Source organism: Salegentibacter sp. BDJ18, from assembly GCF_017579965.1.
GTDB lineage: Bacteria > Bacteroidota > Bacteroidia > Flavobacteriales > Flavobacteriaceae > Salegentibacter.
In genome coordinates, this window is the sequence record NZ_JAFLQX010000025.1 from 152,322 (window position 1) to 177,704 (window position 25,383).

The 25,383-nt window shown below is 37.8% G+C and carries 20 protein-coding genes; 11 read left to right on the forward strand and 9 right to left on the reverse strand.

The window, feature by feature from the left end:
- Window positions 1–6: 6 nt before the first annotated feature.
- Entirely contained in the window at window positions 7–951 is a 945-nt protein-coding gene (locus J0871_RS14990) for a nitronate monooxygenase (RefSeq protein ID WP_208226054.1), read from the forward strand.
- Here the strand turns inward: J0871_RS14990 and J0871_RS14995 are convergent.
- From J0871_RS14995 to guaA, 4 genes are read right to left on the reverse strand one after another with little or no spacing between them, the layout of a single operon-like run.
- Window positions 948–1,487 carry a DUF922 domain-containing protein gene (locus J0871_RS14995; RefSeq protein ID WP_208226055.1) on the reverse strand — a complete coding sequence of 180 codons (540 nt, stop codon included), beginning with the start codon at window positions 1,485–1,487 and terminating at the stop codon, window positions 948–950. The genes J0871_RS14990 and J0871_RS14995 overlap by 4 nt on opposite strands.
- The gene (locus J0871_RS15000; RefSeq protein ID WP_208226056.1) at window positions 1,484–1,885 is read right to left on the reverse strand and encodes an OsmC family protein; all 402 of its coding nucleotides are present in this window, start codon (window positions 1,883–1,885) and stop codon (window positions 1,484–1,486) included. The genes J0871_RS14995 and J0871_RS15000 overlap by 4 nt, the downstream gene beginning before the upstream one ends.
- Window positions 1,845–3,857, reverse strand: coding sequence for a LysM peptidoglycan-binding domain-containing protein (locus tag J0871_RS15005; RefSeq protein ID WP_208226057.1), 2,013 nt, complete (start codon window positions 3,855–3,857; stop codon window positions 1,845–1,847). Before J0871_RS15005 ends, J0871_RS15000 begins: the two co-directional genes overlap by 41 nt.
- Before the next feature lie 46 nt (window positions 3,858–3,903).
- A complete protein-coding gene (gene guaA, locus J0871_RS15010; protein ID WP_208226058.1) occupies window positions 3,904–5,436 on the reverse strand; it encodes a glutamine-hydrolyzing GMP synthase in 1,533 nt (510 codons plus the stop codon).
- Window positions 5,437–5,520: 84 nt separating this feature from the next.
- Between guaA and J0871_RS15015 the strand changes: the two genes are divergently transcribed.
- The gene (locus J0871_RS15015) at window positions 5,521–6,246 is read left to right on the forward strand and encodes an SIMPL domain-containing protein (RefSeq protein ID WP_208226059.1); all 726 of its coding nucleotides are present in this window, start codon (window positions 5,521–5,523) and stop codon (window positions 6,244–6,246) included.
- Between the two features lie 465 nt (window positions 6,247–6,711).
- On the opposite strand, the gene J0871_RS15020 is transcribed toward J0871_RS15015, so the two are convergent.
- Entirely contained in the window at window positions 6,712–8,076 is a 1,365-nt protein-coding gene (locus tag J0871_RS15020; protein WP_208226078.1) for an aminotransferase class V-fold PLP-dependent enzyme, read from the reverse strand.
- A 1-nt stretch (window position 8,077) separates the two neighbouring features.
- The gene (bshC, locus tag J0871_RS15025) at window positions 8,078–9,691 is read right to left on the reverse strand and encodes a bacillithiol biosynthesis cysteine-adding enzyme BshC (RefSeq protein ID WP_208226060.1); all 1,614 of its coding nucleotides are present in this window, start codon (window positions 9,689–9,691) and stop codon (window positions 8,078–8,080) included.
- A gap of 279 nt (window positions 9,692–9,970) precedes the next feature.
- On the opposite strand from bshC, the gene J0871_RS15030 reads away from it, so the two are divergent.
- The 4 genes from J0871_RS15030 to J0871_RS15045 all read left to right on the forward strand — a co-directional run bounded on the left by J0871_RS15030 (window position 9,971) and on the right by J0871_RS15045 (window position 17,097).
- Entirely contained in the window at window positions 9,971–12,451 is a 2,481-nt protein-coding gene (locus J0871_RS15030; protein WP_208226061.1) for a M14 family metallopeptidase, read from the forward strand.
- Between the two features lie 308 nt (window positions 12,452–12,759).
- A complete protein-coding gene (locus tag J0871_RS15035; protein WP_208226062.1) occupies window positions 12,760–15,579 on the forward strand; it encodes a pitrilysin family protein in 2,820 nt (939 codons plus the stop codon).
- Window positions 15,579–16,541: a calcium/sodium antiporter gene (locus tag J0871_RS15040; RefSeq protein ID WP_208226063.1), complete on the forward strand. Its 963-nt coding sequence runs from the start codon at window positions 15,579–15,581 to the stop codon at window positions 16,539–16,541. The genes J0871_RS15035 and J0871_RS15040 overlap by 1 nt, the downstream gene beginning before the upstream one ends.
- Window positions 16,542–16,662: 121 nt before the next feature.
- Window positions 16,663–17,097: a hypothetical protein gene (locus J0871_RS15045; protein WP_208226064.1), complete on the forward strand. Its 435-nt coding sequence runs from the start codon at window positions 16,663–16,665 to the stop codon at window positions 17,095–17,097.
- Here J0871_RS15045 and J0871_RS15050 read toward each other — a convergent pair.
- Complete coding sequence (locus tag J0871_RS15050) at window positions 17,094–17,507, reverse strand: hypothetical protein (protein WP_208226065.1); 414 nt, start codon at window positions 17,505–17,507, stop codon at window positions 17,094–17,096. The two genes, J0871_RS15045 and J0871_RS15050, sit on opposite strands and share 4 nt — an antisense overlap.
- Complete coding sequence (locus J0871_RS15055; protein ID WP_208226066.1) at window positions 17,507–17,920, reverse strand: DUF3784 domain-containing protein; 414 nt, start codon at window positions 17,918–17,920, stop codon at window positions 17,507–17,509. The genes J0871_RS15050 and J0871_RS15055 overlap by 1 nt, the downstream gene beginning before the upstream one ends.
- Before the next feature lie 285 nt (window positions 17,921–18,205).
- Between J0871_RS15055 and J0871_RS15060 the strand changes: the two genes are divergently transcribed.
- From J0871_RS15060 to J0871_RS15070, 3 genes are all read left to right on the forward strand, one after another.
- Window positions 18,206–18,880, forward strand: coding sequence for a TIGR02117 family protein (locus tag J0871_RS15060; protein ID WP_208226067.1), 675 nt, complete (start codon window positions 18,206–18,208; stop codon window positions 18,878–18,880).
- A 108-nt stretch (window positions 18,881–18,988) separates the two neighbouring features.
- Window positions 18,989–19,693, forward strand: coding sequence for a VTT domain-containing protein (locus J0871_RS15065; RefSeq protein ID WP_208226068.1), 705 nt, complete (start codon window positions 18,989–18,991; stop codon window positions 19,691–19,693).
- Window positions 19,694–19,812: 119 nt separating this feature from the next.
- The gene (locus J0871_RS15070) at window positions 19,813–21,114 is read left to right on the forward strand and encodes an erythromycin esterase family protein (RefSeq protein WP_208226069.1); all 1,302 of its coding nucleotides are present in this window, start codon (window positions 19,813–19,815) and stop codon (window positions 21,112–21,114) included.
- 75 nt (window positions 21,115–21,189) lie between these two features.
- On the opposite strand, the gene rimO is transcribed toward J0871_RS15070, so the two are convergent.
- Window positions 21,190–22,539: a 30S ribosomal protein S12 methylthiotransferase RimO gene (rimO, locus tag J0871_RS15075; RefSeq protein ID WP_208226070.1), complete on the reverse strand. Its 1,350-nt coding sequence runs from the start codon at window positions 22,537–22,539 to the stop codon at window positions 21,190–21,192.
- A gap of 574 nt (window positions 22,540–23,113) precedes the next feature.
- On the opposite strand from rimO, the gene J0871_RS15080 reads away from it, so the two are divergent.
- The gene (locus J0871_RS15080) at window positions 23,114–24,247 is read left to right on the forward strand and encodes a P1 family peptidase (protein WP_208226071.1); all 1,134 of its coding nucleotides are present in this window, start codon (window positions 23,114–23,116) and stop codon (window positions 24,245–24,247) included.
- 208 nt (window positions 24,248–24,455) lie between these two features.
- Window positions 24,456–25,007: a hypothetical protein gene (locus tag J0871_RS15085; RefSeq protein WP_208226072.1), complete on the forward strand. Its 552-nt coding sequence runs from the start codon at window positions 24,456–24,458 to the stop codon at window positions 25,005–25,007.
- Window positions 25,008–25,383 lie beyond the last annotated feature (376 nt).

Genomic DNA, 25,383 nt, shown 5'->3' on the forward strand with positions numbered 1-25,383 from the left:
TAAGCAATGCCCAACAATAAAATCACACAGCTTTTTAATATAAAATATCCAATTATCCAGGCCGGTATGGTTTGGGCCAGCGGCTGGAAACTTGCCAGCGCCGTTAGTAATGCCGGCGGATTAGGGGTTATTGGTGCAGGCTCTATGTATCCCGAAATCCTTAAAGAACATATTGAAAAATGTAAAAATGCTACCAATAAGCCATTTGCGGTAAACGTACCCCTACTCTATCCGGATATTGATAAGATCATGGAAATTATTATCCAGGAAAAAGTGGAAATCGTTTTTACTTCTGCTGGAAATCCTAAAACCTGGACCAAACATTTACAGAAACAGGGAATTAAAGTGGTACACGTAGTTAGCGGAGTGAAATTCGCCCTTAAGTCTCAGGAAGCCGGCGTAGATGCTGTAGTGGCTGAAGGTTTTGAAGCCGGCGGGCATAATGGTAGAGATGAAACTACCACTTTTACTTTAATTCCAATGGTGAAAGAAAAAATCAATATTCCATTGATTGCCGCAGGCGGAATTGCCACCGGCCGCGGAATGCTGGCAGCAATGGTTTTAGGCGCCGACGCAGTCCAGGTAGGTAGCCGATTTGTGGCCACTCCCGAAGCTTCTTCGCACCAGAATTTTAAAGAAATGGTGGTGAAAGCCCAGGAAGGTGATACTAAACTAACCCTTAAAGAACTCGCTCCAGTAAGACTCCTGAAAAATAAATTCTTTGAAGATGTTCAAAAATTATATGCTGAAAATCCTTCAAAAGAACAACTTATTGAACTTTTAGGTCGGGCTCGCGCTAAAAAAGGAATGTTTGAAGGCGACCTGGAAGAAGGAGAACTTGAAATTGGCCAAATCTCAGGATTAATCAACGAGATAAAACCCGCCGCTGAAATTGTAAAAGAAATGATGGATGAATTTGAAACTGCGAAGAAAGAAGTTTCAACACTTTAGCTGGAAAATTCACTTAATTTTTCTAATTCCTGCTTTATAAACAAACGCCATTTAAACTCGACTTCCTTATTAATACTGTGGTTGGTTTCTTTATCAAACCGATTTTGCATTTGCCGGCGCTGCTGTTCTATTTCAGAATAAATATCGTTTAATTCTTTTTTCATCTTTGGGCCGGGCTCGTAATTTTTCAGCGCTTTTCTAAGTTTCCTGGCGTGCAACTCGGTAATATCAAAATGTAATTGCTCGTGTGCCAGCAAATAATCTACCTCTTCAATTTCTTTCACCCAGGAGCGGTTTGGATAAAAGTTGCTGCCAACTTCATAATTAAGTTCTATTCCGCTGCTACTTTCGGTAGCATTCCAGGAGAAGGATAGGCCCGAATTGGTATTCGCTTTATATGGAAGATGCTTTTTAGGACTTGCTTTAAAATCGTTCCAGCTTAAAGATTCTTCTGCATTCCAGCTTATTTTATCATTTTCCTGCGCAAAAACCTGTACAGAGAAGATTAAAATTAGAAGGAAACAGTAGCTTTTCATAAATAATTAAAGCTAATGAGCTTCTCCATATCTGGATGAAGACTTTGTAGAACCGGGCAGGTTTTTGCAGTATGTTCCAGGATTTTCTTCGATTTTTCCGAATATTTTTCGGGAAAAGTTATTGCAATTTCCACTTTAGAGATTCTCCTGGGATTTGCCTCCATGGTTTTAGTAACTTCAGCAGTAGTGCCTTTTAAATTGAGTTTTAGATCTTCTGCTTTAATTCCCATAACGGTAAGCATACAACTCGCTAAAGCGGTGGCCACAGTGTCTGTAGGAGAAAACGCCTCGCCTTTACCGTGATTATCGGTTGGGGCATCGGTAATAATTTTAGCACCACTTTTAAGGTGTTCGGCCTCAGTCCTTAAACTCCCGGTATAAATTACTTTGCTGGTCATTAACAACTTTTAAATTAAGTTCCTCATCTAAACTCATAATATAAACGGCGTCATTAAAGAAACCGCCATTGCGTTTTGAAGTATAATGAAATTTATTCTCGTGGTATTCGGTAAAACCGGTATACTTTTCAAAAGAATCGTAAAGATCTTCAGCAGAAGCTAATCTCAACAGCACATCCATAGTAAGATCGTAACCTCTAATTACATATTGATTGGGAATCATATCAAATTCCTCTTTATAAGCTTCTATAAATTCTTCTGAAGATGCAGTGTCAAATTCCTTGTCTACCGAAGGATAATGGAAATTAAGTCGCCCTAAATGCTCATTATCTACATTATCATCTTCGTAACCACTATTCTTCTCTGTAGTAAATAATTTAATTTGGTGGTTTCTTGCCAAACGGTTTAATGCTGAAGTTGCACTGCTCAACAAACCAACATTAGAAGACTCAAGAATTACCCAGTTTTCCTGGGTTTCTGAAAGTTGAGCCTGAATTTTTTCTGCACTTAAATAATTCGCTGAAGGAAGAATTACTCTTGAATTTGGTAAAACTTGAGTCAGTTCGTTCTTAACCTGGTTTTTAGCTCCATCGGCAATAATAACTATATTTTTGCCACCCGAATTTTTCTGCAGGTAATCGAACATCGCATTTTTCAGAATTTCATCGGTTGGACGGGACTGAAAAAGATTTGGGTAAGATCGCATCTCGCGGTTGGACAACGGACTTATTACCGGAACATTATACTGCGTTAATTTAGAAGCCGTAGCCTCTATGGTATTTTGTAACAATGGTCCAATTACGGCATCTACATTACTAAAATTATTGCTATTAATAATATTAGTAACCTCCTGCACACTTCTACGAGTATCAAAAGTTTTAAGTTGGGTAGAAATTCCAAGGCTTTTCGCCTCTTCCACCGCCATAAGTACACCACTGTAAAAATCCAGGGAAATACGTAAAACCCGATCTTCTAAAATCGCGTCTTTATAATTAGCAATAGAATCCTGGTCTATTTGATTCAAATTATAGGGCAAAAAGACTACCAGTTGTTTCGTGTCAAAATTGCTTAGGTTATTAGTTAAATCTAACCTTTTCCCTGCATCTGTACCTTCGGTATCACTGGCTAATTCTTCGGTTTCGCCTTCTTCAAGATTTCCTTCTCCTGCACCGGTATTGGGTACTTTTAAAACCATTCCTATTTTCAAACCATCTTCTAAAGCCGGGTTTAAAGAAATTAGCGAATCCTGCGGAACATCAAACTTTCTTGAAAGTCCGAATAAAGTTTCTTTAGGTTTTACTTCATAAAATTCAAAAACCTCATCGGTTAGAATTACCGGTTCGTTTAAAACATCGGTACCTACGCGTATCATAACACCGGGCTTTAACACATCTACTTTTGGGTTTAATTCTTCCAGTTCTTTTACCGTAATCCCATATTTACGAGCTATCCCGTATTTGGTTTCCTTTGGTAAAACTACGTGCTCACGAGTTTCTGAAATTTCTTGATTAACAGCTTTAGGAATATCAAGCTCTCTGGAAGAAGCTAATTCGGTATTCCCTGAAGCTTTTTTTCGCTGCGGAATTGAGATCTCTTCACCACGCTGTAATTCTTCTGAATAAAGGTGCTTATTAAACCTTTTAATCTCATCAATTTCAACGTTATAATCCTTGGAAAGTCTATATAAAGTTTCTTTTCGCTTTACTGTATGGCTGATAAACTGAATATCCTCAGTCTCAGCCGAAACTTCTTTTTCCTGTTGACTTAATGGAATCACTAATTTTGAAGATACCTCTAGATTGCCTTTAGCATCGGGATTGTATTTATAGATCGCTTCTTCTGAAATATTGTAGGCTTTAGCGATGCTGTAAACAGTTTCCCCGGCTTCTACCGTATGGTATTTAAATTCCTGGGCTGACGCCGAAAGAGTAGACAGCTGAAATAAAAAACAAACTATTAAAAGGTATTTCATATTTATTGGTTTAATCTCTCAAAGAGAGTTTAATTAAGCTCAAATTTTATTCCCATTCTATAGTAGCCGGTGGTTTTGAGCTTATATCATACACTACTCTATTAACGCCTTTAACCCGATTTATTATAGTATTCGAGGTTTTTTGCAAAAATTCGTAAGGTAAATTCACCCAGTCTGCCGTCATTCCATCAGTAGATTCTACGGCTCTTAAGGCTACTACTTTCTCATAAGTACGCTCATCTCCCATAACTCCAACAGAGCTTACTGGTAGCAAAATAGCGCCAGCCTGCCATACTTTATCATACAACATCCAGTCTCTTAATCCCTGGATAAAGATATGATCTACTTCCTGCAAAATACGAACTTTTTCAGCGGTAATATCTCCCAGAATTCTAATAGCAAGTCCCGGACCCGGAAATGGATGTCTGCCTAACAGTTCATCATCAATTCCCATTTCGGCGCCTACTCTTCGCACTTCATCTTTAAAAAGCATTTTTAAAGGCTCAACGATCTTTAGTTTCATAAAATCTGGCAATCCACCAACATTATGGTGCGACTTTATGGTTGCGGAAGGACCTCCGTTTACCGAAACCGATTCAATAACATCGGGATATATAGTTCCCTGTGCTAGCCAGGTTACGTCTTTTATTTTGTGCGCTTCGTCATCAAAAACTTCAATAAACGCATTTCCAATAGCTTTTCGTTTTTCTTCGGGATCACTTACTCCTGAAAGGGCATCCAGAAATCGTGCCGAAGCATCAACTCCCTTTACATTTAGCCCCATATCTTTATACTGGTCTAAAACGCTTTCAAATTCTCCTTTACGAAGCAAACCGTTATTTACAAAGATGCAATAAAGGTTTTTCCCAATAGCTTTATGCAATAAAACCGCAGCAACACTAGAATCTACGCCACCGCTTAAACCTAAGACTACTTTATCGTCTCCTATTTTTTCCTTTAATTCTGAAACCGTTAGATCAACAAATTTACCCGGTGTCCAGGTTTGCGCTACATCGGCAATTTTCACTAAAAAGTTTTCCAGCAATTGCTTTCCGTCGGTAGAATGATAAACTTCAGGATGAAATTGTATTCCAAAAGTTTGTTCGCCTTCAATTCGGTAAGCTGCATTAAGAACATCTGTAGTACTGGCAATTCTCACACTGTTGGCCGGCAATTCTTTTATGGTATCACTATGGCTCATCCAAACCTGGGAATTTTCCATAATCCCGTCAAACAAGGTTTCGCCATCTTTTATTACCGAAAGATTTGCTCTTCCATATTCCCTCGTCTCTGAAGCCTCTACTTTTCCTCCATGGAAATGGGCAAAATACTGCGCTCCATAACATACTGCCAGGATTGGTAGTTTCCCACGAATCTTAGAGAGATCTGGATGCGGAGCATCTTCTCCCCGTACAGAAAACGGACTCCCCGAAAGGATTACCGCTTTAAAGCTTGAAATATCGTCTGGAATTTTGTTGAATGGAACAATTTCGCAGTAAATATTGAGTTCTCTCACACGCCTTGCAATCAGTTGCGTGTACTGCGAGCCGAAGTCTAAAATGAGTACGTTTTTTTGCATAGGCAAAAGTAAGAATTTGAGCCAAAAATAAAATAACCAGCGGGTTTATTTTCTATCTTTATTCTGAATAAAATTTTATCAAAAATGAAATATATAAGTGCTATAATTTTTGCTATTGCAATTGTGATTGCTGCCTGGTTCCTGGGAGAATCTTATGTGAGCAGGGCAAATCCCGATGGAGTTATTTCGGTAACCGGTTCCGGAAGCGAAAATTTCACCTCAGACCTTATTGTTTGGGAAGGTAGTTTTAGCCGAATGAGCCCCAATCTAGAAGCAGCGTACAACGATTTGAATTCTGATAAAGAAACGGTAAGAACCTACCTAATAGAAAAAGGAATTAAAGAAGATAATATTGTTTTTAATTCGGTGCAAACATCAGAGCAGCGTGAAAATCAATACCAGAATGGAAATTATGTGGGCAGCATCTTCCAGGGCTACCAGCTTACCCAGAATGTAAAAATTGAATCTGCAGATGTGGAACTTGTAGAAGAAGTTTCTCGTGAAATCACTGAACTTCTTAACAAAGGTGTTCAGTTTAATTCTACACCACCTAGATATTATTATACCAAACTCGCCGATCTTAAAATTGAAATGATCTCTAAAGCTACTGAAGATGCCCGCTTAAGAGCAGAACGAATTGCCGAAAATAGCGGGGGTAGTTTAGGTGAACTTAAAAATGCCAATATGGGCGTTTTCCAAATCACCGGTCAAAATAGTGGGGAAGATTATAGCTGGAGTGGCGCTTATAATACAGGCGATAAGAAAAAAACCGCATCTATTACGATGCGGTTAAATTATGAGATTGATTAAAAAAGTTGTTATTAAAAATGGTAACCCCCGTCAAGCTAAGACGCGTGATAAAAAAGTATTTAGCTTGTAGGAAATTGAGGTTCGACGAGCTTAGCGAGTTGTAATTTCCGTGTGTAAGTGTAGCAAATCAGCAGCGTAAATAATTTTTGAAGCCTTGGAAAAAATTTAGCTGCTGATTTGCGATTTTTTGGCCTTGAAGCCAAAAAAACACCTCCACATAGGACGCCTTTTTTTGTTTCGTTTGTTGGGCGAGCAAAAAATGAAAGAAGAGCCTTCCAAATCAGGCAGATTTCGATTTAGATTATAGTAGATAATAAGCCTAGATACAAGCATTTTAAAAATACGCCAATGCTAACCTGTTTCAGACTTTATCCCGATTTTACTTCGGAATTCTAACAGATTTTTTATCCAAAACCTATATCCTGAAATAAATTCAGGATGACGTTATAAAGAACCTAATAAATTCTAATTCATAGTATCCAAAATCATATCAATATCTTCTTCAGTAGTATCAGGATTGATAAAACAAAAACGAACTACGGTTTCCTTTTTCCAGGTAGTTGGCGTTACTAACGCCAGGCCTTCCCGATGATTCTTATACGTCCAGTCTTTATATTCTTCAGGGCTCCATCCTTTTCTTCGGAATAAAACCACCGATAAACTAGCCGGTCTTACTAACTCCAAATTATCCCGTTCTTCAATCTTTTTAGCTGCTTTTTTAGCAAGTTCAATTCCGGTTTCAATGGCCTGACGGTATTTATTGGTACCGTGCATCGCTAAAGAAAACCAAAGAGGCATTCCTCTAATTCTTCTTGTTAACTGAATTTGATAATCGGCCGGGTTGAAACCCTGGGCTCCTTCATCTTTAAAAATTTCCAGGTAGGCACCTTTCTGGGAATGCGCATTTTTCGCCAATTCCAGGTCTTTATATATAACCGCTCCACAATCGTAAGGAGAAAATAACCACTTATGCGGATCTATGGTAATACTATCGGCTCGCTCAACTCCATTAAATAAATGCCTAACCGAAGGAGCTGCCAAAGCACCGCCACCGTATGCGCAGTCTACGTGAAACCATACATTTTCTTTTTCACAAACATCAGCAATGGTATCTAATTGATCTATAATACCCGCATTTGTAGTTCCACCTGTAGCTACCACGGCAAAAAGACGATTTCGGTCTTTTTCCTCCAATTCATTAATCCCATTCTGTAGTTCGCGACCGGTAAGATTTTCTTCTTCACAATCTATCATCACCACATCGGCATCAATCACTTTTGCCATAGCCTGAATAGAACTATGCGCCCCGTGAGACGTGAGCATCAAAGCTTTTTTTCCTACATTCTGGCTATCGCGGTCACGCCAGGCTTCTCTTGCGGCCACCATAGCCGAAAGATTTGCCGCTGTGCCACCACTGGTAAAAACGCCAAAAGCACCTTCGGGCAATCCGGTAAGTGAAACCAACCATTTCATTGCCTGGTTTTCACAAAAAATTCCGCCGGCACCTTCCATCCAGTACGCACCGTGAATACTGGAAGCCGAGGTCACTAAATCGAACATAATTGCTGCCCGGGTTGGTGCTGCGGGTACAAAGGCCAAATGCCTTGGATGATCTATTGGCACCGTGGCTTTCACCAAAACATCACGAAAAAGCTGAAAAGCGTTTTCGCCACCAATCCCTTCCGGGGTAACGGTCTCACCAACAATTCTAAATAATTCTTCTTCTTTTTTGGGTGCTCCCATTTCGGGAGTAATGTTAGAGATACGGTCTATGGCATATTTCATAACGTCTAGCGTCATTTCTACCAGGTCCATATCTATGGTATGCATTTTATTCTTTTCCAAAAGTCAAAATTTTAAATTCCGCTTGTAGCGGGTCTAATTCTTTTAATAATACTGAAATCAATTCGGAACCGTATTCGGCATAAATTTCCGAAAAATTGGTCTGGCGTTCCTGTAAACCTTTATTCGGAAAGAGCTCATTCTGAAGCTCTGTAATTCTACTTACCTCATCTTCCAGTTTTCGTTTTTGTGCTTTTAAAAGACGTTTTTCGAGATTATCGAGGCCTTTTAATTGTTTTACTTCCTGGGCTTTTACCGCGCCAAGAAAAGATTTATCGGTTTTCTCTGCCAAATTATACATCTCCTGAAATTGCGCCACCAAATGTTCTTTCTGTTCAGAAAAATCAATATCTATATTTGAAATTTGTCGCACTTTTCTATTGATAAGTTCGTGCTGTTTTAGAAATAATTCTTTGTTTGAAATATTTAATTTCTTTCGCTTTTCATCCAGTTTTGCTGATTGGATTAAAGCCGAATTCCGAAGCAATAAAACCGGAAAAACAACATTTTCGGCCTCAAAATATTCTTTTAATTCCAGCCAGTACGCGATCTCACCGCCACCGCCTATATAACAAAGGTTGGGTAAAATCACTTCCTGGTATAAAGGACGAAGCATTACATTTGGACTAAATTTTTCCGGAAATTCCTTTAATTCCTTTAAAATTTCATTCTTGCGCCATTGTATTTCGGTTTCGTGCACAAAATATTCGCCATCTTTTTCAATAATTCTTTCCCGTAAACCATTATTCAAATAAAACAGGTTGATTTCCCTTGGATTCACCTGAACATTATATCCAAGATCATTCAGTTTTTCGGCAGTTTTCGTGGTAGTTTTATGCGAAATTTGTTCTAAAAGTTCATTTTTGGCATAAGGGATAAAAAGCTTTTTGAGTTCTTTTCGCTGCGCATCCAGTATCACCAAACCTTCTTGCTTAAAAAGTTCATTGGCGAGATATAAAGTTGCCTCGGCAAGATTATCGTGCTGCAGGTAAGCTTTTTTAAATAGTTCCTTTAAATAATCGGCATCTTTCCCCCCACCAATTTCAGCTGAAAAAAGTTTAAAAACATCCTCGAGGCCATCGGTAGATAAATTTCCTACGGCATCATTTTCGGCATTTTTTGGCGCATTGGCCCACTGAAACTTTTTCCCGTTTAAATTAAAGAAATTGATCTCCTCAAAATCGTGATCTTCGGTGGCCATCCAATACACCGGCACGAGATTATTTTCAGGATATTTTTCTTTTAATTTTCGGGTAAGATTAATTGTAGAAACAATTTTATATAAAAAATAAAGCGGACCGGTAAATAAATTAAGTTGATGCCCGGTTACTACGGTAAAGGTTTTTTCTTCTGCCAGCGCATCAATATTTCTTTGAGTGGCTTCTGAAATTTCCAATCCGGAATATTGCTCTTTTAAAGCTTTTACCAGAATTTCTCGCGTTTTTATCGGAAAAGATGACTTTTCTTCTATTTGCGCTTTAAAATTTTCCAGGTTTGGAAAGCGATTATAGAAAGTTTTTAACTCCTCTTTTTCAACGAGATAATCTAAAATAAGCTCGGTAAAATAATTGGTTTCTTTGTACGGAATACACTCGGTTGGCATTAGCAATTTTTTGGATGGTAAAGATACCGAAGTTAAGAATTTTATTCGCTAATTTTTAGTTAATTTGGCGTTAGATACTGTTTTTACTCGATTATTTGTGGTAGGCATTTTTGATTTTGCTTAAAGCCGTCATCCTGAATTTATTTCAGGATCTAAGATCTAATTAATATGAAACATGCTAGAAGCTGAAACAAGTTCAGCTTGACGAAAACAAGATTTAATCGCTTATCTAGAAACCCGAGGTGGTTTACAAAGGCATTCAACATTTAAAATCAATTAATGAAATCAACTTTACTCGCTGTCGTCTTTCTTTTTTTAGGTTTACAAACCAATGCGCAATTACAAAGTCCGGAAGAATTTCTAGGCTACGAGATTGGCGAACAATTCTCCCGCCACGCCGATGTGGTAAATTATTTTGAACAGGTAGCTAAAAATTCTCCGCTGGTACAATACCATACTTACGGAAAAACCAACGAAAGGCGCCCACTTACTTATGCGGTAATTTCTTCGGAAGAAAATTTGCAAAACCTGGAAGAGATTAGAAACAAGCATCTTGCAAACACCGGAATTTCTGAAACTGATGGAGAAGCCGATAAAGCCATTGTTTGGTTAAGTTATAATGTGCACGGCAATGAAGCTTCCAGTACCGAAGCTGCGATGAAAACTTTATATGCCTTGATCATCGAAAAACAGGATTGGCTGGAAAATACCGTGGTAATTATAGACCCCAACGTAAATCCTGATGGGCGAGATAGATACGTAAACTGGTACAACCAGGTAAAAGCTGAGCCCTACAGCCCATTGCAAGCAGCAGCCGAACACCACGAACCCTGGCCGGGCGGGAGACCAAACCATTATTTATTCGATCTTAACCGCGACTGGGCCTGGGCCACGCAGGTTGAAACGCAGCAAAGACTTAAAATCTATAACCAGTGGATGCCACATATTCACGTAGATTTTCACGAACAGGGCATTAATGAGCCTTATTATTTTGCTCCCGCGGCAGAGCCTTTTCACGAAATTATCACCCCTTTCCAAAGGGAATTTCAAACCGAAATAGGAAAAAACCACGCCCAATATTTTGATAAAGAAGGCTGGTTATTTTTTACCAAAGAACGATTTGATTTGCTATACCCAAGTTATGGTGATACTTATCCAACCTATATGGGAGCGATTGGAATGACCTACGAGCAAGCTGGTCACGGACGTGCCGGATTGGGAATTAATACCGATGAAGGTTACGAACTCACTTTAAAAGACCGTGTAGCGCACCATCACACCACCGGGTTGTCAACTATTGAGGTTGCTACTAAAAATATCGATGCTTTAAATACTGAATTCAAGAAATATTTTGATAATACAGAGCTGGAATACAAATCTTACGCAGTAAAAGGAAATCCTGATAAGATCGCTTCGCTAAAAGAATTGCTCGATAAGCACGAAATACAATATCAAAAAGCAGCTTCTGGAAGGCTAAACGGATTTAATTATACAGAAGGAAAAACAGGCAGATTCAATGCTGATAAAAACACCCTGGTGATCAATACAAATCAGCCAAAAGGTAAGATGGTGAACGTGCTTTTTGAGCCTTCCACTACCCTAACCGATTCCCTTACTTACGATATTACTGCCTGGAGCTTGCCCTACGCCTACGGTTTAGAAGCAGTAGCGAGCACACGCGAAGTTTCTTCAGAAACAAATTCTACAAATACCGAAAGAAAAAATACGGCAAATCCATCGGGAGCTGGTTATGTTACAAAATGGAACGCCATGCAGGATGCCCAATTTTTAGCCGAATTGCTAAAGGAAAATATTAAAGTGCGTTTTACGGAAATTCCTTTTACCAGTGAAGGAAAGAAATTTGATCATGGAAGTTTAATCATCACAAAAAGTGATAATAAGACCAAAGAAGATTTTGACAAAACTGTAGTTGAAATCGCAAATAAACATCAACGACAACTTATCGCGGCAAACACCAGTTTTGCCGGTAGCGGACCCGATTTTGGCTCTCCGGAAGTGAAACTTATCAATCCGCCAAAAGTTGCTGTTTTAAAAGGCGAAGGCACTTCTTCTTTAAATTATGGCGAGATTTGGTACTTTTTCGAACAGGATCTTAATTATCCTCTCACCTCTTTAAATACCGATTATTTTGAGAATATAGACCTGCCTCAATTTGATGTCCTAATAATGCCGGAAGGTAATTATTCCAGTGTTTTAGATGAAGATACCTTGAAGAAGGTAAAAGACTGGGTAAGCAATGGCGGAAAACTTATTGCCATTGGTCATGCTGTAGGCATTTTTGCTGGGAAAGATGGTTTTAATCTTAAAGAAAACAAGTCGGAAACCAAAGATTCTACGGCTACAGGGAATTTAATTCCGTATGCACAAAGAGAGCGGGAAAGCGCAAAAAATATGATCACGGGAAGCATTGTAAAAACCAAATTGGACAATACCCACCCAATGGCTTTTGGCTACAGCGACACCTATTTGAGTTTAAAATTAAGCAGCGATAGCTATAAATTACTCGATGAAGGTTACAACGTTGCCTTTATTCAAAAACCGGAAATCGTAGCAGGCTTTGCAGGGAATTCTGCTATTAAAAATCTTAAAAATTCACTTGTATTTGGTGAAGAAAGAATGGGAAGCGGAAGTGTTATTTATATGGTAGATAATCCATTATTCCGGGCATTCTGGGAGAACGGGAAATTGTTCTTCGCAAATTCAGTTTTTTTGGTAAATAATAATAAATTCAGACTTTAAAAGATTAGAATTCTTTTGCCACGAATGCACGAATAATTTTATTGAATTATCCTGCGAGGTTTCTTTTAACCTCGCAGGTATTTTTCTTAACGAAACTCTTTCTCTTACCACAAATTCACTAATTTATTCTACGCTCATTTGAGGGTTTTTAAGCTTAAAATTTAAAGTAAACAACAAACGCTAAACAGGTCTCGCAATAACAAAACCTAATATTCGTGTATTCGTGGCTTTTTATATTTAGGACTCCAATGATTTATTCTGAAACAATCGAAATAAACACTAATTTTGGTTTGCTAAAATTGAACTTAATGAAATTCAGAATTATACTTTTACTGCTTTGCAGCTTTGCAATTTCTCAAAATATCCAATCCCAGGAACCAACTGATTTTAATGTAGATTTTGAAACATACACCTTAGAAAATGGCTTAAACGTTATTTTTCACGTAGATAAATCAGATCCCGTTGTAGCGGTAGCATTAACCGCACACGTAGGTTCTGCCCGTGAAAAAGAAGGCCGAACCGGTTTTGCCCATCTTTTTGAGCATTTACTTTTTTTAGAATCTGAAAATCTTGGAAAAGGTGGCCTTGATAAACTAAGCGCGAGAATTGGAGGCTCTGGTGCCAATGGTTCTACCAGCCGGGATCGCACCAATTATTTTCAAACCGTACCAAAAGACGCTTTGGAAAAAATGATCTGGGCTGAAGCCGATAAACTTGGTTATTTTATCAACACGGTTACAGAACCCGTGCTTGCAAAAGAAAAACAGGTAGTAAAAAACGAAAAAAGACAGGGGGTGGATAACCGCCCTTATGGCCATACTATGTATGTGATAGATAAGAATTTATATCCTGAGGATCATCCATATAACTGGCAGGTAATTGGCTCGTTAGAAGATCTTCAAAATGCTACGCTTCAGGATGTAAAGGAGTTTTATAACAATTGGTATGTCCCCAATAATGTAACCTTAAGTATTGCTGGCGATTTTGATAAGGAGCAAGCCAAAGAATGGATTCACAAATATTTTGATGGAATACCGCGTGGTCCCAAAATTGAACGAGAAGAAAAGCAATTGGTAGCACTTTCCGAAACTAAAAAACTCTATTACCAAGATAATTTTGCGCGGCTTCCCCAACTAACTATCGCGTGGCCGGCCGTATATTCCTACCACGAAGACACCTATGCTTTAGAAGTGCTGGCAAAATATTTAAGCGAGGGAAAAAACGCGCCGTTGTATCAAAACCTGGTATCAGAAAAAGAACTTACAGATCGGGTTAGAATGTATGATTACACTTCAGAATTAGCGGGACAACTAATGCTGCAGGTTACCGCTTATAATGAAGTTGATTTAGATTCCGTAGAAAGCGCGGTTTTTGAAACCTTTAAAAATTTTGAAGCCAAAGGTATTCCCGAGCGGGATCTAAGACGAATTAAAGCACAACAGGAAACCGACTTCTATAATAGCCTGGCCAGTGTTTTAGGCAAAGGATTTCAGCTGGCACAATATCAGATTTTTGCAAACGATCCGAATTATATTAATAAAGATGTAGAAAAAATACTTGCGGTTACGCCGGAAGATGTAAAACGTGTTTATGAAAAATATATAAAAGGAAAACATTTTGTCGCTACAAGTTTTGTTCCGCAAGCGCAGGTGGCACTTGCTTTAGAAAATTCTGAAGAAGCTGAAGTTATAGAAGAAAAAATAGTTGAAAATGCTGAAGAAGAAGTGAATGCATCTGCAGACGCTTCTTACCAAAAAACTCCTTCCAGTTTTGACCGAAGTGTAGAACCTCCATATAGCAGCGCACCTGAATTGACAGTCCCAAAAATTTGGGAAAATATACTTCCTTCCGGGCTTAAGGTTTATGGAATCACTAATAATGAAGTTCCACTGGTAAAATTTAGCCTGGAGATGCAAGGCGGATTATTACTGGAAAGCCCTAATAAAGTAGGCGTTTCTAATCTTTTGGCTAATTTAATGACCAAAGGAACTAAAAATAAGACTCCCGAAGAACTGGAAGAAGCCATTCAATTATTAGGAGCCGATATTAATGTAAATGCGGAAGATGAAAAAATTGTTTTAAGTGGCAGCACACTCGCAAAAAATTATGCTAAAACCATAGATTTGGTTCAGGAAATATTATTGGAACCTCGCTGGGATTCTACCGAATTCAAACTGGTAAAACAGCAAGCGCTTAGCAGAATTCAGCAACAAAAAGCCGATCCAAATAGTGTTGCCAATAACGAATTTAGGAAGCTAATTTATGGCGAAAACCATATTTTAGGACATAATAATTTAGGTACCGAATCTTCGGTAAATAATATCACCCTGGAAGATCTTAAAGATTATTATTCAGCAAATCTTAGTCCTAAACGCAGTGTTTTTCACGTAGTGGGCGCAATAGAAAAAGAAGATGCGGTAAAAGGTATTCGGGCGCTTTCGGTAGCCTGGCCACCAAAATCGGTTAAAATGCCAGAAGTTGCTCAGCTTGAACTCCCACAGGAATCTCAAATTTATTTTTACGATGTTCCGGGCGCCAAGCAATCGGTTTTACGCTTTGGTGCTCCTGCCCTGGCCGCTACCGATGATGATTTTTATGCAGCCGAAGTTATGAATTATCGTTTAGGCGGCGGCGGATTTGCCTCGCAGCTCACCCAGGAATTACGGGAAGGCAAAGGCTACACCTACGGAATTCGCTCTGGATTTAATGCAGGAAAAAATCAAGGTTTATTTCTAATTTCCAGCGGCGTTCGCAGTAATATTACTTTTGATGCGGTAAAACTTATTAAAGAAATTATAGAAAATTATCCGCATAATTTTGACGGGGAAGATATGGAAGTCACCCGTGGCTTTATGATTAAAAGCAACGCCAGGAAGTTTGAAACTTTAAATTCAAAACTGGATATGCTTAGTGAAATTAGCACTTTTGGCCGTGAGTATAATTACATTAAGCAGCGGGAGAAAATGGTAAATGAGCTTACCGTTTTAGATATAAGAGAATTGGCTGAAAAATATATAAACCCCGAAAAAATGTACTTTTTAATCGTTGGAGATGCCGAAACACAGATGGAAAAACTGGAAGAGCTTGGCTTAGGAAAACCGGTTTTATTAAATGAAATTAACGAATAATGATATTACCTGCAATTTTACTTGTTTTAGGACTGGTAGTCCTAATTTTTGGAGCCAATTATATGGTTGAAGGTGCTTCTGCCCTGGCCAAAAAATTTAATATTTCTAACCTTGCTATTGGTTTAACCATTGTAGCTTTTGGAACTTCTGCACCAGAGTTGGTGGTGAACACCTTTGCCGCTGCCGATGGGTATTCAGATATCGTTTTTGGAAATGTGATAGGTAGTAATAATTTCAACCTGTTTATTATCCTGGGAATTACAGGGCTTATTACTCCGCTGGCAGTACAATCCAGTACTGCGTGGAAGGAAATTCCTATTTCACTTATAGCGGTAGTAATTCTTTTTATGATGGTAAACGATCAGGTTATTTCTCCCGATCAACCCAGTATACTAAGTACTTTAGACGGATTTATTCTACTATTCTGTTTCCTGGCATTTCTATTTTATGTGTACAAACAACTCAAAAATGACGATGTGGTAGAAGAAGATAACATCAAACTCCTGTCTCCTTTAAAAACTACCATTTTTATTATTGGCGGCCTCGCGGGTCTGGTTTTAGGGGGCCAACTGGTAGTAAATAATGCAATAGAAATTGCCGAAAGTATGGGAATTAGTCAAAAAATTATTGGTCTTACTGTCGTGGCTGCGGGAACTTCCCTGCCCGAACTGGCCACCTCGGTGGTAGCTGCGGCCAAAAAGAATGCCGACATTGCTGTGGGTAATATTATTGGTTCTAACATCTTTAATATTTTCCTTATTCTATCTGCAGCATCAATTATAAATCCAATTAATTTCAATTTAAATTTCAACCAGGACCTTTATATCCTGGCCGGTGGAACATTATTTCTACTTTTAGCTATGTTTACCGGTAAGAGAAGAAGACTGGATCGCTGGGAAGCTTTAATTCTATTAGTGGCCTACCTTGCTTATACTACTTATTTAGTAATGCAGGAATTATAAATAAAGACTGGACTTATTTTATGAACTGAAGTTTAAATCTTAATATAACAATCTGAAAATTCGTTTATTTTTTATGAATTTCTTTTCATTTGCCAGAGATTAATTCTCTTAATTTAGACTTATGAAAAAAATATTTTTACTCCCAGCAATAATATTATTACTTAGTTGCACTAACGAAGCGGAAAAGGAAAAAACAAAATTGCGAATAGATAATCTTGAAGCCGATCTTAACGATTTAAAGATTGAAAATGATTTGCTGGAAAAGGAATTAAGATTATTGAAAAGTCGGAATCCTATAGTTTTTACTGAAGACTTTGATACGATGCAAAACCCTGAAACTTTTATTGTAACCTCTTTAGAACGAAATGCTCAACTTATTCCTGACGAATCTGTTTTAGGCGGCACGATGCGTTTTATAGATACCGAAATTTTGAATCAGCGTTTTATTTGGGCCGCTTACGAAGATGGGCATATAGCCGGGGAAGCTATTTTTCAGTATAAATTAAATGAAGCTGATAGTATTGATTTTAAACTGATTTCAAAAATTAGAGATTAGGCCATAGCCTGCTTCCCGAATTTTTCCCGCAGTAAATCTATGTCCTCTTCTAAAAATCCCTTTAATTCAACTATATCTCCTTTAGCTTTTGGAGCTTTAATAATCAAGTGGTAATTGCTTACGTCAATATTTAATTCCGGGCCAAATTTATAAGTTTTAGGTTTTTGATGTAACCTCGCTACAACCAATTTTTCATCGTCCCAGGCAATATATTCTGTATTTCTATCTTTTTGTTTAAACGCGAGCCAGGCATACAATAAACCGGAAACTAAATACAGGCAAGATATTAAAATCGCTACACTTCCCTCAACAAAAATATAGTTTGCCAGGCCCAAAAGAAGCCAGAAAACAGCGAGAATAAAGTATAGATTCTTCTTAAAGAAGCTGGTATGTTTTACTATTTTTTGCATCAGGCAGTCGCTAAAGTTTGCGCGGGAATCAATTCGGTTTTTAGTTTTTCAATATCAGCGTTGGTATAACCTTTAAGCTCTACCATAGTGCCATCAGCCGGACCCGATTTAATAGTTAGATTAGTTGCTGAAACATTAATTCCGTCAATATTCTCCCATTTATAAGATCGTGTGCTTTGCTGCCACTCACTAATCTCTATTTTTTCATCATCCCAGCTTATAAATTCTAATGCCAGATCTCTTTTCAAATATCCTACAACAGCATAAATAAGGCCGATAAGCGTATAACCATAAGCCATAACGTCCATGACTTGAAAAATAATCATTAAAACTCCCATTAATCCCCAAATTCCTCCCATAATGAAGAAATAGTTTCTTCGGAAAAAAGTGACTTTTTTAGAAATTTGTGGCATAAGTTTTAGAATATTACAGGAAAGATAATAATTATTTTAAAAATTTAAACTGAATAAAATATTGATGGCTTTCAAAATCTATAACAAAAGCAAAAGCTGAATTTTCCATGATATAATCTTTGTCATTGCGAGGTACGAAGCATCTGTAGACCATTAATAGAATTTGACAGGTTACTTCACTCCGTTCGTAATGACGATTAATTTTATAAAAAATGACCTATTTACGTTTTATTTTTATCAAACTAGAAATATGACAAACTGAACGAAATTCAATATCTTAAAAGAATGAAACAAGCTTTACGCTACTTCTTCAAATTCCTTTTGATCCTGTTATCTCCCGCTATAGTTTATCTGGTGATGGCATTAATTGGTTCGTTAATTCCCGTAAATTCTAATTTTGAAACTAAAAACGCGAATATTGAAATCTACCACTACAAACAGGATATGCACACCGATATTTTGCTTCCGGTCCATTCTGAAATCATTAATTGGGATAGTATTTTTAAACCTAAGCACACCCTATCAAATCCGCAAAATTCAGAAATTATAGGGTTTGGTTGGGGTGATCTTAATTTTTATAGAAATACCCCGCAGTGGGAAGATCTAAAACTCAATGTTGCTTTTAAAGCACTTTTCTTAAAATCTCAAAGCGCCCTACATACCCGGTTTTATCAAAAAGTACCAGTTTCAGAAAACCTGGTTAAAATTTCAGTTTCAGAAGATCAATATAAAAAGCTAACTGAATATATTTTAGAAACTGTAAACGCTGAAAATAATAGTGAAATTCACCCTGTTTCAGATCTAAACTATTATCAGGATGATGCGTTCTATTTAGCTAAAACTTCTTTCCACCTTTTTAAAACCTGCAACACCTGGACGAATTCTGCATTAAAAGCCTCCGGACTTAAAGCCTGTTTATGGACTCCTTTTCCGCAGGGAATTTTCTATCAGTATAATTAAAACAGATAGCCAAAAGGAGGGGAAATTCTACTTTAAAAGTTATTAAGTTTAAAATCAATCATATATAATTTTGTAACTTTTTATTTCTATTATAAAATTATATAAGGTTTGAAGAATTCAGCTTCCAAATATTCTTCTTTTATTCTTTCCGGGGTAATATTACTTTTATTACTAACAGCTTACTTTACACTCCCAGGTTTCAAGGACTTTGTAGATACCACTATAAGGGTTTTAACTAACGGTAATACAGAAATAACCCGGGCATATTTTAAAGATTTTGGCGTTTGGGGACCGGTAGCTATTATTTTGTTTATTATTCTTCAAATGTTCCTAATTATTTTTCCTTCCTGGATCCCTATAATCGTGGCGGTTATGGCTTATGGTGTTTGGTGGGGAAGCCTTATTTCATTAACCGGTGTGGTACTTGCTTCCTATATTGGATATTTTATTGGTGAAAAATTAAAAGGGGTATTTCTTACTAAAATATTTGGGGAGGATAATTTGAAGAAAATGGATTTCTGGATTGGAAATTATGGATTTGGATCGGTAATTCTATTCAGGATTTCCCCCTTTTTATCTAACGATTCTATCAGTTTTATCGCGGGTATGCTGGGAATGGATTTAAAAAAGTTTATTTATGCCACCCTCTGCGGAATGCTGCCTTTAACAATAGCCATCGCTTATTTTGCTGAAGATCCTTCCAAATTAAAAGACGGGCTCTACTGGATAGGTGGAATAGGCTTGGTTGCCTATCTTATTTATATATTACTGGATTATAAAAAAAGGAAGAAGAACAGCAACTCCAAATCCTAAAATCCTTTTCAATAATTTCTCCTCATAATCTGAAGGATTTATACTTTTTTTATAATCTCCAAAAATCCTGTTTTCTGCATAAATGCTTATCTTAAGACTATTAACCTAATATGCTAAGTATGTCTTCAGATAAAATTCAAAAGCCTGAAATTGAAAAATTTTATCACCGGTTGGAAAGTTCTGCCGATTTAGATCCTTTACTGGAAAAAATAGGAGATGCAAAATATGTACTCCTGGGGGAAGCCAGTCATGGAACCCACGAATATTATACCTGGCGAGCACAAATATCTAAACGGCTTATAAATGAAAAAGGATTTTCTTTTATAGCGGTTGAAGGTGACTGGCCAGATTGTTATAAAATCAATAAATGGATTAAATCTTATAAGAATTCAGGAGAAAATATTCAGGAGGTCTTAAAAGAATTTAATCGCTGGCCTACCTGGATGTGGGCCAATTGGGATACTGCCGCTTTTGCAACCTGGTTAAAAGATTTTAATTTGAAGAGAAAACAGGAGGAAAAAATTGGCTTTTATGGTCTTGATGTCTATAGCCTCTGGGAATCTATGAATTCTATAGTTAATTATCTCCAGCAGGAAGACCCGGAAACGGCTGAATTAGCAAAAGATGCTCTTAATTGTTTTGAACCTTTTAAAGAAAAAGATTCCTATGCTTCTGTTTTCTCTACTTCAAAAGGAGATTGTAAGAATGAGGTGGTACAATTGCTAAAACAAGTGAGAGAAAAAGCGCATAGTTATGACGGCGCAGAAGAAGCAGGTTTAAATGCCGAGCTAAATGCTTTGGTTATGGCAAACGCTGAAAAATATTATAAAGCTATGGCCGGGTTTGGTGACGATTCCTGGAATGTTCGCGACCGGCATATGGTGGAAACATTAAACCGACTTATGGATCATCACCCTGATGAGGCTAAAGTGATTATCTGGGAACATAACACTCATATTGGGGATGCAAGGGCTACAGATATGGCAGCAAGCGGATTAGTAAATGTTGGCCAATTAGTAAGGGAACAGCACAGCAAAGAAGGGGTGGTACTGGTTGGATTTGGTTCTTATTCAGGATCTGTTATGGCCGGTAGAAACTGGGGTGCACCCATGCAAAAAATGAAAGTTCCCGAAGCAATCCCAAACAGTTTGGAGTATAAATTACATAAAAGCGGGCCGGAAAATAAACTTATTATTTTTGATGAAAATCAGGAATTAAATGATGCTTTTTCTGAAAAGATAAAACACCGTGCGATTGGGGTAGTTTACCATCCGGAAAGGGAGCGTGGCAATTATGTTCCGTCAAGAATATCGGCTCGTTATGATGCATTTATCCATATTGATAAAACCACGGCACTGCACCCTTTAAAGTTGCAACCACAAAATGAATTAACACCAGAAACCTATCCTTTTGGAATTTAATAAATTCAAAGCGGTAGATTCCTTTCTTAAAATGAGTGAGCTTTTCACCCAAACTGAAACTAAAGCCAGGAGATTTTAAACGCTCTTTACTTTCAATTCCTTTCTTTGTGGTTTTGGAGCTGCGTGAATTGGTTCGGCATATAGATCGAAATCAGCGGCATCGGTCACTTTTACTTCGTAAAATTCCCCGGTTTTTAAGTAAACGGTAGTGGCATCGATTAAAACTTCGTTATCTACATCAGGTGAATCAAACTCGGTTCTACCTACAAAGTAGTTCCCTTCTTTTCTATCGATCACAACTTTAAAGATCTGACCAATTTTTTGCTGATTTAATTCCCAGGAAATCTGGCTCTGTATTTCCATAATCTGGTTGGCACGATCTTGTTTTACCTCTTGTGGCACATCGTCTTCCAAATTATAGGCGTGTGTGTTTTCTTCGTGAGAATAAGTAAAGCAGCCTAAACGCTCAAAACGCATCTCCTCTACCCAATCTCTCATTTCCTCAAACTGCTCCTGGGTTTCTCCCGGGTAACCTACAATAAGTGTGGTTCTAATGGCCATTTCAGGAACATATTTCCTGAAATCTTTTAGTAGTTTTGTAGTTTTTTCGCTAGTAGTTCCGCGACGCATAGATTTCAACAATTCAGTATTGATATGCTGTAACGGAATATCGATATAATTACAGATCTTAGGCTCACGTTTCATCACATCCAGCACATCCATTGGGAAACCGGTTGGAAATGCATAATGCAACCTAATCCACTCAATGCCTTCAACCTTAGCAAGGTTTTCAAGCAATTCGGCTAAATTTCTTTTCTTATAAAGATCAAGTCCGTAATAGGTTAGATCCTGTGCGATAAGAATTAATTCTTTTACGCCATTTGCCGCAAGATTCTTCGCTTCTGTAACCAGGTCTTCAATTGGAGTCGATTTATGGCCACCGCGCATTAAAGGAATCGCACAAAAAGAACAGGGCCTGTCACAACCTTCGGCAATTTTAAGATAAGCGTAATTCTTGGGAGTTGTGGTTAGACGCTCCCCAAGCAATTCGTGTTTATAATCGGCTTCCAGGGCTTTTAATAATCCGGGAAGTTCTGTAGTACCAAAATACTGGTCTACATCAGGGATTTCTTTTTGAAGATCTGGCTTGTAACGCTCGCTTAAACAACCGGTTACAAAAACTTTATCTACTTCACCCTGTTGTTTCTGTTCTACAAACTCCAGGATGGTATTTACCGATTCTTCTTTGGCGTTGTCTATAAATCCGCAGGTATTAATCACCACAATATTACCGTCCTGCTCGTGCACCACGTCTTTATTGTTGCCCTTAAGCTGCCCCATCAACACCTCACTATCATACACATTCTTGCTGCAACCAAGGGTTACTACATTAATACGGTTCTTCTTTATCGACTTTGTCCTCATAATATTCTATTTTCAAAGCTGCTTCTAAAATCTTTTTTTCGTCAAGCTGAACCTGGTTCAGACTTTATCCCGAATTTGCTTCGGGATTCTAATATAATTGCATTGTGAACAACTTAGATCCTGAAACAAGTTCAGGATGACGTTTTAAAAACTTTTTACAGTCTCCCAAAAGCGGGTGCAAAGATACAATCTATAATTTGAACTACAGCAGGTTAATATTGAAAGGAATAACTTCTTCATTCACATTTTCTTTTCTTGTTATTTCTACTTGAATCCTAGTTCGTTTTTACCTGCCCTTCATTTCTTTTGCTCGTCCAAAAGAAACGAAGCAAAGAAAAAGACGCCTTTTTCAAGGAATTTTTTGGCAAAATGCCAAAAACCGTGACCAAAACCCCGCGGATGCCCGATTGAAAAAATCGCCCATCCTGAATCTCGGGGTGTTGTCCACATATTCTGCGAAAAAGGATGTACAAAAGTAAGCCGTCGAAAAAAATCCTTCTATTAATTTCGAAAATTGCCATTCAAAGTATTTCGTAACTTTCCACTTTATGAAAATTTAAGAATCCAGTTATCAATGAAAAATTACGTCCTGCTCACTTCCTTAGTATTTTTAATGCTGAATACCTTAAACGCGCAGCAACGTGTGGAAGAAATTCCTCTGAAAATTGGGGTAATGGAAAGAGGAGAATTAAACGCTATTACCGATGTTGAAGGGGTAAAAGTCGGGCATACTACGCTGGTTAAAGGAGATTCGGTGCGTACCGGCGTGACGGCTATTCTTCCGCACGGCGGGAATATTTTTCAGCAGAAAGTACCCGCAGCGGTTTTTGTGGGAAATGGCTTCGGAAAACTGGCCGGCAGCACACAAATTAATGAACTGGGAAACCTGGAAACTCCGGTGATCCTTACCAACACCTTAAACGTTCCTACCGCGATGGATGCGGTGATAAAATATACGCTAAACCAGCCCAAAAATGAAGACGTACGCTCGGTAAATGTCGTGGTTGGCGAAACTAACGATGGCTATTTGAATAATATCCGCGGGCAACATGTGACCAATGCTGACGTAATTTCAGCAATTCAAAATGCGAAAATCGGCAAAGTGGCTGAAGGAAATGTTGGCGCCGGGACGGGCACCGTTGCTTTTGGTTATAAAGGTGGGATTGGCTCAGCTTCACGAAAACTTCCCGAAAGCCTGGGCGGTTATACCTTAGGCGTTTTGGCGCAAAGTAATTTTGGCGGGGTTTTGCAAATTGCCGGCGTACCTGTAGGACAAAAGCTGGGAAACTACAGTTTTAGCAATAATTTACAGAATAATGTAGATGGTTCCTGTATGATGGTGGTCGCTACCGATGCACCACTGAACAACCGAAACCTGGAACGCCTGGCTAAACGAGCATTCCTCGGACTGGCAAAAACCGGTGGAATCGCTTCCAACGGCAGCGGCGATTATGTGATCGCTTTTTCTACCGCCAAAGGAATGAGGATTCCTTATAAAATAGAGACCAAAACCCTAACACAAGAAGTAGTGCCCAACGATTTGATGTCGCCGCTGTTTATGGCCGTCATTGAAGCTACCGAAGAAGCTATTTTAAATTCCCTATTTATGGCTGAAACCACTACGGGTTTTAAAGGCCGAACCATAAAAGCTTTACCTAAAGAGGAAGTTTTACAATATTTAAAGGAAGTCGGGATTTTGGATGAATAATACTTCCCGTCAGAATTTACTATAGCAGATTAAGGATCAATAACGATTTTTAGAAAAAGAATTAAAAAACTTCCGGCACAAGCCAGTTAATTGCGGTTTCCCTCATCTTCACGCCCATAAATTGCATTATATTTAAAAAACATAAGTATATTAACAATTAATTATCACACCAGAATGAAATATAGTTAACTGGAAAAAATGATTACTTATGAGAAATTATCTTTTAATTAGCTTCTTTATAGTGTTATATAGCATTTCTAATGCACAGGATCGCACCTTCGACTCTGTTAATATGCAGGCTCATTCTTATGCTTTAGACTTACTTAAGAATAAGGAAACCGATAAGATTCTAATATATAAAACCGGGTGTATAGGCTGTCCTATTCTAAACGAATGCAAATGCAGCAGTGGGAATATTAAATCTTTTCTTTTTTGGAAAGAAGCAAACAAATCTTACGTATTAGAAATAAATTGTTGTGAAACAACTGAGAAAAAAGAAACTGATATTGGAGCTGTGTGGCAGGAATTGGAGACCAACAAAGAGGCCATCTATAATTCTAAATTTAAAGGAAAAAAGAAAAATAGCCACTACGATTTCTATGAAGTAAAAGTGATAAGTAATGAATCATCCCAAAAGATTGAAATGTCAGACTTTTATTTTGACGATGATAACAAATATCATAAGCAGAATTCCAGACAAGCTGCAAGGAAATTTCAAAAATTGATTGATGTCATCTTAATGAGCGAAGATCAGCCTTAGCATTTTCTTTTCTCTCCTAATACAAACTCAATTGTTTAATTAAAGAATTTTACCAAGGAACTCTAAGCCGACAACGGCGAGTCCCCATTCCAGCTACTTGTCCATAACAGTAACCATTGAAAGCAATTTTTATAAAAATACTTATAGGAAGAAAATTCTGTAAAAACATAGATACGTCCTACAAATTTAAGCATCAAATAATTTAAATAGCAACGTTATGAAAAAACTTAATCTCAACTTAATTTTATTACTTCTATGTTGTAATCCAAGTTTTCTCTTATTTTATTTGCCTATAAAAAAATTAAAACACTGAAAAACAAATAATTAATGTTTTGTATAGGTTAAAAAAAACATGATGATGCCACTTAAAACCATA